The organism is Microcoleus sp. B3-A4 (assembly GCF_036705385.1).
In the GTDB taxonomy this organism is placed as follows: domain Bacteria; phylum Cyanobacteriota; class Cyanobacteriia; order Cyanobacteriales; family Microcoleaceae; genus Microcoleus.
Genome location: NZ_JAUBUI010000007.1, coordinates 86,980 through 99,884 on the forward strand (window position 1 = coordinate 86,980; position 12,905 = coordinate 99,884).

Consider the following 12,905-nt stretch of genomic DNA (forward strand, 5'->3'; position numbering starts at 1 on the left):
ACCTCTCACTGGTTCATATTTCATCTTGATTTCATAATTAGCTGTCAATCTAGTTAATAAGAAGCTAACTCTTCAAATATGAATGTTGAAGTAGGTTGGCGTACTGTACTTAATTCCCTAGAGAGTCAAAACTATGAGAACACTCATTTACGGTGCTGTATTTGCTCTGTCAGCCACAGTTTTAGTTCCTGCTGTCCATGCGAGCACCAGAACAGGCGCCGAGAATTTTCCTCACATTGATAGTGCAGTACAATTTCCGGAAACTAAGGCAAGAATCGTCAGGCATACTTTCCGGCTGCACATTCCTCAAGGAACTAGGGCTATTTCTCAATTAAAAATTAGCGTTCCTGCGGGGTTAACTGTCAGGGATGATATCAGTATATCTGACGATTCAGGTCAAAAAATTGACACTAAGGTTTCTGTCAACAGCAATCAAGTTATACTAACCTTCTCCCAACCTCTTTCTCCCGAAAACACAATCAAAATTACCATGAATAAAGTAATAATTTCTGGAGTTTCTAACGCTTGGATGTACCAACTTACTGCTATATTAGTTGGCGACAATACAGACATTATCCTCGGTATAGCACGGGTTCGTAGCTATCAATAAAAAAATCAGGTGTTACGGCCGATCTTTCATCCTGATTTCATCCATACGTATCAAACTAAGAAATAAGCCAAACGTTAGTTTTCAAGGAGTGCAGTCGTGAAAAAATTAATTAGTATTAGTGCAGCATTTGCCTTAATTCTTACCTCTTCTATCTCCGCAGCAGAAGCAACAGGAATACCGGGAGATTCCCAATCTCCTCACATTGTCGGAGGCCGTTCCTATCCTGACTACCCAACTTGGAGAGCCTTCCACGATTTTGACGTTCACGTTGAGGGAGAAGCCATTTCAGAACTGTCAATTCAGTTGCCATCACTGCGAATCAAGGGTATTGAAGTAAGCAGTCAATCCGGTGAAAAGATTGAGGCAACAACTTCTGTTAAAGGTGGAAAAGCAACGGTAGTTTTCTCCAAACCTGTAGTTGCCGGGACTGTGCTGACAATTTCTATGCTTGAGGTTGAGGCTTCAATCTACCCGCGTAATTATATATACCGCGTTTATGCCAAGAAAGTGGGTCAGAGTTCAGACAGTAAAGTTGGTACGGCCAATATTCAAACTCTCCCGCGTTGGTAAATGCTTGTGAAGGTTGAGTCTTTAAACGACTGACATCTGACCTGGATTTATTTCAGGGCTTTTAAACCAATTAATGCCGAGTCCATTGAGTTAATTATTTGAGGAGCATCGCCATGAAAAAGTTACTTTACGCTGCTGCATTCACCTTTGTGCTAGCATTTAATGCCCCGACTACTCTTGCAGGAGGAGCCATGCGAAATGCTAATGTTTCTCACCTCGTACACAGCGGCGCCCATCCCAATAACGCTCGCTTTCAGGGTGCTACCCATCATTTTGAAGTTCACGTTCAGGGAAAAGCTCTTTCGGCACTTGCAATTGATTTGCCGGATGATGTGAAAATGCGTAGCGGAATTGAGGTCAAAAATCAATCTGGTCAAAAAATCGAGTCTCAAGTTTCTGTTAATAACCGAAAAGCCACAGTAGTTTTCTCCCAACCTGTTTCTCCTGATACCACCATATCAATTGATATGCGGGGCATATACACTCCTGGTTACAGTCGGAATTGGGGCTATGCTATCTCTGGTAAAATGGTGGGAATAAATGCAGAAGTACCACTCGGTACAGTTTTAATTCAAACCTACTAAAGGTAGCTGGCAGTTAGGGATTTTAAATTGCAATTAACTTGAATAAATTCGAGAAAATTGCAATTTAAAATTTGCTCTTACTTAAAGGCTAAAAGCTAAAAAAGTCTGAAGAGTGCTATCTTTTGTTGCTCAATTTTTAAAAAGATTTACTGCTATAAATTAGAGTTATGCCCTGACCAATTAGCTATTAACACTTTAACACTTACCAATTACCACTTAGGAAGATGAATCAAAATAAACTATTTAATCGGACTCGCTGGAAATTAGCCATTTCCTATGCAGCAGTAATGGGTTTGATTTTAAGCTTGTTGGGATTTGGTGTATATAAGGCGATCGCCCACGCTCACTGGGTAGCCCTAGACCGGGAATTAGAATCGGTAGCGGGAACGCTACATGACAGCCTAGAACTCAAATTGCAGCAGCCCGGACGCTTAGAGCCAATAGTAAACGAACTTTTGCCCAACCTCCGCCTCATTGGAGTTAACGGCATTAAAGAACAGTTGCCAAGCCGCCATACTTTAAGCGCTATCAACCAAAGCTATTACTATATCCGTTTATTTGATAAGTCAGGAAATTTGATTGCTACAGCAGGCGCTTATCCCGAAAAATTGCCACCGACATTTAACTCGCAAAACTGGCAAACAATCACTGACAGCACAGGCAATATTTATCACCAAATTTCAGTATCGCTGCACACTCAAAATCAGGAAAATTGGGGATATTTTCAAGTGGGGCGGAGCTTGCAAGACTTCAACGATTATCTCAGTACAGTCAGATTAGTTTTAAAGTTGGGATTGCCTACTGCGTTAATCTTGGTAGGCTTTTCTAGTTGGTGGCTGGCAGGATTGGCAATGAAACCAATTTATGCTTCCTACCGACAAATTCAACAGTTTACAGCGGATGCCGCTCACGAACTACGAACGCCTTTAGCGGCATCCCAAGCGACAGTAGAATCCGGGCTGTTGATGTCTGAATTGGATGAAAAAGAAGCGCGGGAAATTTTGCGAACTGTAGAGCGCCAAAACCGCCGATTGACTCAGTTAGTGGCTGATTTGTTGCTGTTGGCGCGGATGGATAATCAACCGATACCCGATCGCCCTCAATTGTGTTGTTTAAATGACTTGGTTAGCGATTTAGTCGAGGAATTGGCAGCAATGGCGATCGCCAGAGAGGTAGCGCTAACATCGGAATTGCCGGTGCATCAGCCATTGACTGTTATTGGTGATTCTAACCAGCTTTATCGCTTAGTTTTTAATTTAATTGTCAATGCCATTCAATACACTTCACCTGGTGGCAAAGTAACTGTTATTTTAGAGAAAAGTGACCATTTAGTTGTGATTCATGTCCAAGATACAGGGTGTGGGATTGCAGCAGAAGATCAAAAGCAAATTTTTGACCGGTTCTATCGAGTTAACAGTTCACGCGATCGCGTTACTGGCGGCTCGGGATTGGGATTGGCGATAGCGCAAGCTATAGCCTTAGCACATGGCGGTAGCCTGACTGTGCAAAGTAAATTGGGTACGGGTAGCATTTTCACACTGCGATTTCGAGAAAGAAATGCGGCGTTGATGAATGATGCCATGAATCATGGAGTAATCGGCACATCCTAGAACTTGGGCGTTGGGCGCTGCACATTTATGGTATGATGGACAAATATACTTAACTAACTAGGGCTTGCTGAATAAGTGGTTGAAGTAAACACTGTATGGATTTTCGGACGAAGAAAGGTAGTAATGGTGCAAGAAAAACAGGTGAAATAGATCACAAGCCGTGCATTACCATCTGCGAGCATATACATAAAAGCGGCACTTTATCTTCTCCCACCCTTGGAGTTTGAGCTAGCCTACGCATACAAAGGGCTTTTTCCAACTCGACCACACATGATTTTTTAGGATCGAGGGCTTGTGCAATCATCTTTGATAAGTCGCTTCTTTAATCCTATGTTTTTAAGCAGGGTTTTCTTCCCCTTCTTCTTTCCATTATCACTCTCTTTCCTGGATCATAGAATTTGTTGGTAACACGATGATATTATACAGGGTTTAAAAAACCTTATTCGTAGCAATATTAGCCATTCCCTTTTGTTTAATATTTTAATTCAAGCCGATCTTGAAACTCAACATTTGCATCTGACTGCTTACAACTTAGAATTCGGAATGCAAATGAATTTTGATGCAAATGTCAATCAACCTAGAAAGCTTACCCTCCCGGCACCCATACTTGCTTCTTAAATTCGGCAAATTTTTGCTAACGGCAGCTTCCCCTTATAATAATCGCTTCCAGGTCAAGGAGAGCTTTCACTCTCCATCTCTAACTGATACACCCGCAAACTCGGATGTTCGCCAATCAGTCGCCAGCCATATCCTTCAACCGTTGGGGTAGGTCGCACTCCCTGGCGGTACAGGAATATCGGCTCATTTCTCATCAATGCGGTGAATATCTCCCGCTCTCTGTCTTTGCCATCATCCCAAATCAGGTGAGCTTTGCCGAAGTACCCCGCACCCATCAAACTGGCGAACAGCCATTCCATGAGAGCTTGCTGCTGTTCCTGGGTTAGCGGGGATTCACCGTAGCTATCGATTATGGGAAGCTCGGATTTGGGTTTGAGCGAGGCGAGGAGGGCGGTGACGAGGTTGAGGTACTTTTTCATCCGTAGTAGAGAGGCGTAGACCAAATATTATGCACTGGCGCAACAAATTGGAAAAAGTCTCGCACCAACTCAATACCTAGTCACAATTATATCAAACTGATAACAGTGGCTGTTGAGAAATTCAGGTAATCTTGGAATTAGATGAGCAAAATCGGGAAATTGTTCACCACAGATTTTCTTAGTAATTCGATGCTGATGAGGGTTTATTTCGCTAAATTTCGGAAAACCTCGGATTCACCTTGCCCATCTATTCGATCGATTCTTAGCTATTCACATCACATATCGAGCCGTATCCTCACGAAATCACGGCAGTTTATCAAGAAATGCTACCACCTCAGTTTTTGTGCTTTTTACGGACAGGCAATCCAGGGACAAGGAAAATCATGATGACCAGATTGTCAATTTGTAGCTTTGTCTAATTGTTCTTAGTGGTCGCTTAGGACTCACTGGCAATGACAGTTTTATTGAATATAAAATGCTTTTCGTTGGTTGTAAGTATGAAATACAATTAATTGACTAAAAGCTACTTAAATGCTATTAACGTAGTCCTTCGCTTTTGGACGATGATGTTTTTTCTCCATAACTATGACTATCTCTCATCAATCACATCTAAATCTAATGAGCAAAATAGCCACAATAACTAAAAATCACATCGAATGGTTTAAGGAACCGAAGGACTGCTTTTTCTACTATGGCAGCAACTGGTGTCCGGGTTGGGCGATGGCGCTACGCGCCACGCAAGCTACGGTAAAATTGAACTTCCGTTGGCGCAGCCCTCGCAGAGGATCGTTCCTCAATGTTTCTTTTACCTTATCCGAGATGCTTCCGGTGACTGTCATTGGCTTCCTGCTAACAAAGCTTCTTGTCATGGGGAAGGTCAAAGTCATCTGTTTGACAGTAGTTATAGCAATCCTAAATCATTTGTGAATTCTTACTTCCTCCCCGCGGGTTCGGGGAGGGTTGGAGTGGGGTAAAAAATTTACGACTCATTTAGGATTGCTATAGTGGAATTTATCTTAAGAAGAATCTCTAACTTGGGTAGGGAGATTGCTGGAATTGGGCCACAGTTGGAGTGGATGTGTTGCCGTAGAAGTGGGACACTCGTAACTTTACGAGCTCGGGCTCAATTTCGGGGTCGAAGCTGCCCTCGCGGCTGTTAATCAAATCGGCCCAGGGCAGGCTTTGAGTTTCGGCTTGCAATTTTTTCACTAAGTCTTCGACGCGGCCTATCGGTCTGGCGGGGACGCCGGCCACTATATCGCCCTCGGCGACATCTTTGGTGACGACGGCACCGGCGGCGACGATCGCATTTGGGCCGATAGTGACGTTGCGAAGGACGATCGCATTTAAGCCGATAAATACGTTGTCCCGGATGTCTATCTTGCCTACGGCATCTAGTTTAACGTTGTAAGCCCGGTCAAGCATGGCGATCGAGCCATCGTGGCCGAGCACGGTACAAGATGAGAAGTGAACATTGTTGCCGATGCGGACGTAGGCGGGATCTCCAAAGACGGTATTTGGCCAGATGCTGCAATTTTCGCCGATCGCGTACAAGTTGCCGTGGCGGCGGAGAAATTCTGTGTATTCTTTGGCACAGGGATTACAGAATTGGATGTAAAGGCCACGGAACTTGCCGTAACGCATGGCAAGATGGCGGATAATTTTTTGCAATGTTGATCTAAGCATTTTCCTGGTTTTTGGTAGATTGAAGAATCTTGGCAGGAATACCAACAGCAGTTTGACCGGCTGGAATGTCTGATAAAACTACAGCATTGGCACCGATATTTACGTCATCTCCCAAGTTTACTTCTCCGAGGATTTTTGCACCAGCGCCGACGTTAACCCGATCGCCCAATTGAGGGGATTCTAGCGGTTTGTCCAAATAGCGGTTTCCCAACGTTACACCTTGGCGGATAATGCAATCGTCGCCAATTTTACAATATCCGTGAATAATAATAGCGTTTTGATGTTCAATCACGACGCGACGACCGAGCTTCACAGTGTAAGGCAAGTCTATCCCGTAAGTATTGCGGACTTTTCGGTACAGCGATCGATAAAGAATGCTCAAGGGAGCCCGTAGCAGCTTGGGTTCAACTTTCATTCTCCAGACACCGAAGCGTTGAACTGCTACGGCGCGAAATCCCGGTTTTGTCCAATCTCGACCATGAGCAATCCAGTCTTCTTTAATTTGCTGCCACAGTCCCAGGCCGGGGTCTTCTACTTCATTTTCACTTGTGATTAAGTTTTGCTCAGTTACCATAAGCTCTAATTCACACTATTTCTTGTTTACTCTATTGTTAGATGCCGACGATATTAATGGGTCTATAGCAATCCTTGCAGGAGTCGTAAATTTTTTACCCCACCCCAACCCTCCCTGAACCCGCTTGCTCGGGAGTAAGAAATTCACAAATGATTTAGGATTGCTATATATGGTCAATTCCTTTGATTGGCTTAAAATCAAGAAATTCAAGCCTATCTCCTGAAATTTCCTGCACTTTCTAGCGACTAATAGCGTTGCACCAGTTCGCTACTGGTTTTTCTTATGCTCAAGTTTGTTGTGTGTTTAGCTTACTATTTTGTTGACCCGCTACAGAAAATGGTTAAATTGTTTTCTTAGGTGACAGAAAAAGTGATAAATGGGTAAGCAATTTTGAAAAAGCATAGTTTTTTGATACTCAAAACAGTGCAAATACTAAAACAACATTTTTAAACAATAATTCTGTAGCTTGCTGATTTTTTGCTGATTCTATATTTGTTATTGCCGTTTTCTGGTCAGAACCCCCTTAGTCAAATTTATTTTTTGTTCCTATCTTATTTGTAAACAAAGGTCAAGTTTTTGCCGTCAAAAAGAGAAATAAAATTGAGATGATATACTAAAAAAATAATTTATAGCTCGATACCAAGCTCGATTACCACCATGACAATAACAGCAGGATTCGCAACAAAAATGCTGCGGGCAACACTCGCTGACTACAACTTTTGGCCCCAATCTGAAAGCGATTCACCGCTTTCAATTAAAAGAGCTAAACTGCCCTTGGATGAAGCAGCAATCCTCAGCAGAGATGCTTCAATGCGGAGAGCTGCAATCAAGGCGATGAATCCCCTCGCTCCTAGTTACAAAGCTCCGGCGACACGACGCATTGAATACAAAACTTTAGATGAGCTGTTTCAACCTTTGATCAGAAACTCTTTGACAGAGTTAGTAGGGATGGCAACCCAAAGTTTGGCGATGGAAGAGCCTGTTTTACCAGAGACAGTATTTAGCATTTTGATGCCGATCGAACAGGTTGAATATCTAACTGAGCTTTACCAAACATTCACTCAGTTGCAAAATACTAAAGTCATCATGGTTCACGACGATGACGGTGACAACACAAGCCCTGATGCTTACACCACTCTGATGATTGCTGGAGAATCAGTGGAATCAGAAGTTATCCTGGCTCAGGCTCTGCTGATTCAAACCTGATAAGCGCCAAAGTTCTTTCTCTCTCTTGTTTTTAATCTCTTCTCTGGTAGTGACTACAGAGAAGAGATTAATTCTCGTGTATTCACAAATTAAATAAATAATCATGGCAATTAGAATCACCGCCCCAAATCAGCCAAGTATTCAAGTAAACTCTTTGCCTTATTCCTTACCTGTTACTGCGATCGCAGACAGTAACACAAATACTGACGTTCGATTTAAACTAAACGGTACAGTTGTCGGCACAGACGCCACAGCAACCAATGTCGGCACGACGGCTGCGCCTCAATATCAATTTGGGATGAGTATTACAATTAATACTGCGGGGAATCATTTAATTGAAGTTGAGGATATTACTGGAACAGCTCCTGTCACAGTTCGATCGACCGCTCAAATAAATTTTGAAGTTAAGCTAAATACTCCAACAATTGCGCTACGAAATCCTATTCTTTATTCAGGGCAAACTGTAGTAGTTGCTGATGTAGAATATCCGCCAACCAACTCTTTTGTCCGCTTCACTCTCAACGGCTCAATTATCAAAGAATCTCCTTGGGTTCCATTCGAGACAGCTATCACACAAAATGGAACTCTACGCGCTGATTTGATGGTTGGCACGAGTGTTGTTGCGACCGCTTCTCGTGAGGTTTCTCTTATTCCTCCAGAGCCGGCAATCGTTGGGCCACAAGGTCCGATCGGCTTAACCGGCCCGGCTGGTCCGATCGGACCTCAAGGCGTTCCCGGCGAAAAAGGCGATCGCGGTGATGTTGGTCAGCCAGGAACTCCCGGCGCAACAGGCGCTCAAGGAGCAACTGGAGCTGCTGGTAGTCCTGGCGCTCAAGGAATTCAGGGAATTCAGGGAAATCCTGGTGCTAATGGTGCAGATGGTATGCCCGGTGCTCCAGGTACACCCGGTGCGATCGGTCCTGCAGGTGCTGCCGGCCCGCAAGGTATTAAAGGTGATCCAGGAAATCCCGGCGCGGATGGTCAACCCGGTGCAGCAGGTGCGATCGGGCCGTCTGGTGAAACAGGAGCACCAGGTCAGAAAGGCGATCAAGGAATTGCCGGTGCTGCTGGGGCGACTGGTGCGATCGGTCCGATCGGCCCGAAAGGTGATCAAGGAAATCCCGGTGTTGAAGGCGTAGCAGGTTCTCCCGGTGTAGCCGGTGAAAAAGGCGAACCAGGCAATCAAGGAATTCAAGGAATTCAAGGTTTGACGGGCCCGGCTGGTAGTCCAGGGCCTCAAGGAAATCCAGGCATTCAAGGTGAACCGGGCGAACGTGGTTTACCGGGAACTCCCGGTGCAACTGGTGCTGAAGGTTTACAGGGTCAGCCTGGGATTGCCGGCCCGCAAGGCGAGAAAGGCGATATTGGTAATCCAGGCATCCCTGGCGTTCCCGGTGAGAAAGGCGATCGAGGCGATCAAGGTCTAGTTGGCGCTACTGGCTCTCAAGGAAATCCAGGCTTAACCGGCCCACAAGGCAGTCCCGGAATTCAAGGTGAACGTGGCGATCAAGGAATTCCCGGTGATATTGGCGCAACCGGCCCGGCAGGTTTAACCGGCCCGCAAGGCGCTCCCGGCATAAAAGGCGATCGAGGTGATCAAGGCATTCCCGGCACAGTCGGCCCTGCTGGTGATCAAGGTTTAACCGGCCCGCAGGGTGCTAAAGGCGATCGCGGTGATCAAGGTTTAGTTGGTGAAGCTGGCGCAACGGGCCCGATCGGTCTAACCGGCCCTCAAGGTTCTAAAGGTGATCGGGGCGATCAAGGTATCGCTGGCGATCTCGGCCCTGTTGGTCCGATCGGTTTGACTGGCCCGCAAGGTTCTAAAGGCGATCGTGGCGATCAAGGAATTCCCGGCGACATGGGCGCGACTGGTCCGACCGGTTTGACCGGCCCGCAAGGTCAAAAAGGCGATCGAGGTGATCAAGGAATTGCTGGCGATATGGGCGCTACTGGCGCTACAGGTTCGATCGGCTTAACCGGCCCCGCAGGTCAAAAAGGCGATCGCGGTGATCAAGGAATTCCCGGCGATATGGGTTCGCAAGGTTTGCAAGGTAATCCCGGCAGTCCTGGTGAACGTGGAGAGCAAGGGATTCAAGGCACACCGGGTGATATCGGCCCGACTGGTCAAATGGGGCCGGCTGGTGCAATAGGGCCACAAGGTGGAACAGGGCCACAAGGTCCTCAAGGACGACCCGGCTTGATTTGGCGTGGAAATTGGAGCCCAACATTCCAATACGCCATGTTTGATGCTGTTGCCTATAACGGAAGCAGTTATATTGCCACCGGCCCGAGTTTGAATAATCCACCGCCGTCGATGTTCTGGACTTTGGGAGCTAAACAAGGCGATCAAGGTTTGCAAGGACTTCCGGGAGCTAAAGGTGACACTGGAGCGATCGGCCCAACTGGTTCAACTGGCGCTGCCGGAATTCAAGGTGCAACTGGTCCCGCTGGAGTACAAGGGCCTCAAGGTTTGAAAGGTGATACTGGTTCACCAGGTGCAACTGGAGCGCAAGGTGCAACTGGTGCGATTGGTGCAACTGGAGCGCAAGGAAATCCAGGTGTCGCTGGTGCAACTGGTGCGATCGGTCCTAAAGGTGATATTGGCGCAACTGGTGCGACTGGTGCTCAAGGAATCAAAGGTGACACAGGAGCGCAAGGAATTGCTGGCGCTGCGGGTGCAACTGGTGCGACTGGTGCCACTGGTGCGATCGGTCCTAGAGGTCTTGTGGGTGCAACTGGTGCGACTGGCCCTCAAGGAGCTACTGGCGCAGCGGGAGCCACTGGTTCTCAAGGAATTCAAGGTGTTGCTGGCCCTGTTGGTCCGACAGGTGCGAAAGGTGACACGGGAGCAACTGGACCAGCGGGAACAGCAGATATTGTTTGGTCAGCGCCAATTTCTTTGCCTTTGTCGTGGAACGTAACAGGCAATGTAACCTATCAAACCTGTGGCAAATTAGTTCGACTTAACGTAGATGTGCTTATCCAATACGCCAACATTTCCGGCATGATTATCTGTGGAAATATGCCAGCTACTGTCTTTAACACCTGGTTCCATTCCACAGCACTGATTTTCAAGCCTGACTTAACAATTGCTGCTACTGGTCAATGGGGATTGATGAGATTCCAACCAAATAACCGAGAGATTGCTCTTATGTTTGACAAAATCGTGAACGAACAAATCCGATGCGTCAGCAATTTCATCATGGCGGTTAACTAATTTCATCGTTCTGTAGTTTCATAGCTCTGTTTTCTGATAAAGCAGGGCTGTGAAGCTAAACTCTTCAATTACCACAAAAATTAAAATGCTTCCACAATTACCAAACACTTACAGTCCCGCAAAGGAATATCCTACAGGTTTCTGGTTTAGCAGTCCTAAGCTCAACGGAATTAGGTGTGTTTATCACAGATTTGGTGCAATAAAGGGATTAAGAAGCCAGACTTTGACTACGCGATTCGTTGGTATCGATCGGCTTGAGTTAGCTTGTCAAGGTATCTGTGATGCTAACAATCTCTCCTTTATGGATGGTGAGTTATTTATTGCCGGCAAAACACTGGATGAACTTACGGTATTGGTACGCGATCGAACCAACTATGACCTTGCTGATAAGTTTGGTATCGAGTTTAGAGTTTCTGCTGTTGTTGAAACAACAAATCCTAATCTGACAGGGCATCAAATGATTACTTTGATGCGACAAAACATCCCATCAATGGGAATGGTGAGTTTTATACCTCAAGAATTGATTCGCAGTACACCGCTCGGCGTTCTTGACGAATATACGAAGATAGTGAATTCTGGTGTTTCTGATGAAATATTTCTAAGAAATCCTGATTCAGTTTATTCAGAAGTGCGATCTGACAACTATTTGAAAGTGAAGGCTATAACAAGCGGAATCTTTACTGTTGTTGGATTTACTCAAAATCCTGTAGTAAATTTCGTAAGTTATATGTCAGTTGAAGGCATGGTGAATGGAGTTAATAAAATTACTCGTGTTTACGGCTTAAACGATGAAGAGGAACAGGATCTCTGGATGAATAGAGATTCCTATATGGGTAAACAAGTCCAAATCGTTTATATGGGGCTAAGTGCTACAGGGAATTTACGAACCCCTGCTTTGGGTCGATTCGTTTAAGGAAAAAGTTTGAATGATGTTGCCACAATTAGCCAATACTTACAGCCCAACAAAAAACTATGGCGTAACAGAATGGTTTAGCAGCCCTAAACTCGATGGAGTCCGTTGCTTATATGAAAATATGACCAGTGGATTGAGAAGCCGATCGGGATTGACTCGATATTCAGGACTGACTGAGATTGAGGAAATGTGTGAGAGTATCCGATCGACTAATAATCTGTCTTTTATAGATGGTGAGTTATATATCCCTGAAACTCCTTTTGATGTTATCTCAGGAATTGTCCGCAGCAGAAAAACTGTAGAAGCTGTAGTAGCAAATAAACAGAGAGTTCAGTTTCGGATATTTGCGATCGGGTTCAATCAATTCCGAACGATGCAGACAGTTCATGAAGTAGATCAACTCAAGCAAATCTTCCCGGCAATGGGAAAAATTAGCTACGTCCATCAAAAACTGATTCAAAATAATGCTTTGGTAATCCAAGCTGAAGCTGAGTTGATAAAAAGCTCTGGACTCTCAGACGAAGGCATAATGCTGCGGAATCCAAACTCTGTCTACGCTGGGGTTCGATCGAACAATCTCCTAAAAGTCAAAAACTTTGTAAAGAACAATTTTACGGTGATTGGCTTTACCAAAGGTAGTGGCAAATATCTAAAGTCTCTGGGTAACGTACTGATTCGGGGAATGATTGACGGTCGAACCATCAATAGTAAAGTGGGAACAGGATTTACTGACTTGGAGCGATCGACAATCTGGGCTAACCAAGCTGATTATTTAGGCAGAACAGTTGAAGTCGTTTATCTCGGCGTTACTGCTACAGGTTCTTTACGGCATCCAATATTTTCGGCATTTGTCTGAGCCAAAATAGAGCCACAAAAAAGCTTGAGTAGTGTACATCTA

General features: G+C 45.2%; 12 protein-coding genes. 8 read left to right on the forward strand and 4 right to left on the reverse strand.

Going from position 1 to position 12,905, the window contains the following annotated elements; translation table 11 throughout:
- Positions 1-133: 133 nt before the first annotated feature.
- From QUB33_RS05830 to rppB, 4 genes are all read left to right on the forward strand, one after another.
- Positions 134-610 carry a DUF2808 domain-containing protein gene (locus QUB33_RS05830; protein WP_333348468.1) on the forward strand — a complete coding sequence of 159 codons (477 nt, stop codon included), beginning with the start codon at positions 134-136 and terminating at the stop codon, positions 608-610.
- A 96-nt stretch (positions 611-706) separates the two neighbouring features.
- Positions 707-1,180, forward strand: coding sequence for a hypothetical protein (locus tag QUB33_RS05835; protein WP_333348470.1), 474 nt, complete (start codon positions 707-709; stop codon positions 1,178-1,180).
- Positions 1,181-1,293: 113 nt separating this feature from the next.
- Complete coding sequence (locus QUB33_RS05840; RefSeq protein ID WP_333348472.1) at positions 1,294-1,764, forward strand: DUF2808 domain-containing protein; 471 nt, start codon at positions 1,294-1,296, stop codon at positions 1,762-1,764.
- A 224-nt stretch (positions 1,765-1,988) separates the two neighbouring features.
- Positions 1,989-3,374 (forward strand): two-component system sensor histidine kinase RppB, encoded by a 1,386-nt coding sequence (gene rppB, locus QUB33_RS05845; RefSeq protein WP_333348475.1) that lies wholly within the window; start codon positions 1,989-1,991, stop codon positions 3,372-3,374.
- A gap of 671 nt (positions 3,375-4,045) precedes the next feature.
- Here the strand turns inward: rppB and QUB33_RS05850 are convergent.
- From QUB33_RS05850 to QUB33_RS05865, 4 genes are all read right to left on the reverse strand, one after another.
- The gene (locus QUB33_RS05850) at positions 4,046-4,411 is read right to left on the reverse strand and encodes a hypothetical protein (protein ID WP_333348476.1); all 366 of its coding nucleotides are present in this window, start codon (positions 4,409-4,411) and stop codon (positions 4,046-4,048) included.
- 689 nt (positions 4,412-5,100) lie between these two features.
- On the reverse strand, positions 5,101-5,250 hold the full coding sequence (locus QUB33_RS05855; protein ID WP_333348478.1) for a hypothetical protein: 150 nt from the start codon (positions 5,248-5,250) through the stop codon (positions 5,101-5,103).
- 190 nt (positions 5,251-5,440) lie between these two features.
- Positions 5,441-6,097 (reverse strand): acyltransferase, encoded by a 657-nt coding sequence (locus QUB33_RS05860; protein ID WP_333348480.1) that lies wholly within the window; start codon positions 6,095-6,097, stop codon positions 5,441-5,443.
- The gene (locus QUB33_RS05865; protein WP_333348482.1) at positions 6,090-6,671 is read right to left on the reverse strand and encodes a serine acetyltransferase; all 582 of its coding nucleotides are present in this window, start codon (positions 6,669-6,671) and stop codon (positions 6,090-6,092) included. The genes QUB33_RS05860 and QUB33_RS05865 overlap by 8 nt, the downstream gene beginning before the upstream one ends.
- 657 nt (positions 6,672-7,328) lie before the next feature.
- Between QUB33_RS05865 and QUB33_RS05870 the strand changes: the two genes are divergently transcribed.
- The 4 genes from QUB33_RS05870 to QUB33_RS05885 all read left to right on the forward strand — a co-directional run bounded on the left by QUB33_RS05870 (position 7,329) and on the right by QUB33_RS05885 (position 12,863).
- The gene (locus QUB33_RS05870) at positions 7,329-7,877 is read left to right on the forward strand and encodes a hypothetical protein (protein WP_333235648.1); all 549 of its coding nucleotides are present in this window, start codon (positions 7,329-7,331) and stop codon (positions 7,875-7,877) included.
- A 103-nt stretch (positions 7,878-7,980) separates the two neighbouring features.
- Positions 7,981-11,094: a hypothetical protein gene (locus QUB33_RS05875; RefSeq protein ID WP_333348483.1), complete on the forward strand. Its 3,114-nt coding sequence runs from the start codon at positions 7,981-7,983 to the stop codon at positions 11,092-11,094.
- Positions 11,095-11,179: 85 nt separating this feature from the next.
- On the forward strand, positions 11,180-12,007 hold the full coding sequence (locus QUB33_RS05880) for a hypothetical protein (protein WP_333348485.1): 828 nt from the start codon (positions 11,180-11,182) through the stop codon (positions 12,005-12,007).
- A 13-nt stretch (positions 12,008-12,020) separates the two neighbouring features.
- On the forward strand, positions 12,021-12,863 hold the full coding sequence (locus QUB33_RS05885) for an ATP-dependent DNA ligase (protein WP_333348488.1): 843 nt from the start codon (positions 12,021-12,023) through the stop codon (positions 12,861-12,863).
- Positions 12,864-12,905 lie beyond the last annotated feature (42 nt).

Excerpts from the sequence above, each read along its gene's own strand:
- QUB33_RS05830 (WP_333348468.1), top strand. The coding sequence starts at position 134 with ATGAGAACACTCATTTACGGTGCTGTATTTGCTCTGTCAGCCACAGTT.
- QUB33_RS05885 (WP_333348488.1), top strand. The coding sequence starts at position 12,021 with ATGATGTTGCCACAATTAGCCAATACTTACAGCCCAACAAAAAACTAT.
- QUB33_RS05880 (WP_333348485.1), top strand. The coding sequence starts at position 11,180 with ATGCTTCCACAATTACCAAACACTTACAGTCCCGCAAAGGAATATCCT.
- rppB (WP_333348475.1), top strand. The coding sequence starts at position 1,989 with ATGAATCAAAATAAACTATTTAATCGGACTCGCTGGAAATTAGCCATT.
- QUB33_RS05860 (WP_333348480.1), bottom strand. The coding sequence starts at position 6,097 with ATGCTTAGATCAACATTGCAAAAAATTATCCGCCATCTTGCCATGCGT.
- QUB33_RS05865 (WP_333348482.1), bottom strand. The coding sequence starts at position 6,671 with ATGGTAACTGAGCAAAACTTAATCACAAGTGAAAATGAAGTAGAAGAC.
- QUB33_RS05855 (WP_333348478.1), bottom strand. The coding sequence starts at position 5,250 with ATGACAGTCACCGGAAGCATCTCGGATAAGGTAAAAGAAACATTGAGG.
- QUB33_RS05840 (WP_333348472.1), top strand. The coding sequence starts at position 1,294 with ATGAAAAAGTTACTTTACGCTGCTGCATTCACCTTTGTGCTAGCATTT.
- QUB33_RS05850 (WP_333348476.1), bottom strand. The coding sequence starts at position 4,411 with ATGAAAAAGTACCTCAACCTCGTCACCGCCCTCCTCGCCTCGCTCAAA.
- QUB33_RS05875 (WP_333348483.1), top strand. The coding sequence starts at position 7,981 with ATGGCAATTAGAATCACCGCCCCAAATCAGCCAAGTATTCAAGTAAAC.
- QUB33_RS05870 (WP_333235648.1), top strand. The coding sequence starts at position 7,329 with ATGACAATAACAGCAGGATTCGCAACAAAAATGCTGCGGGCAACACTC.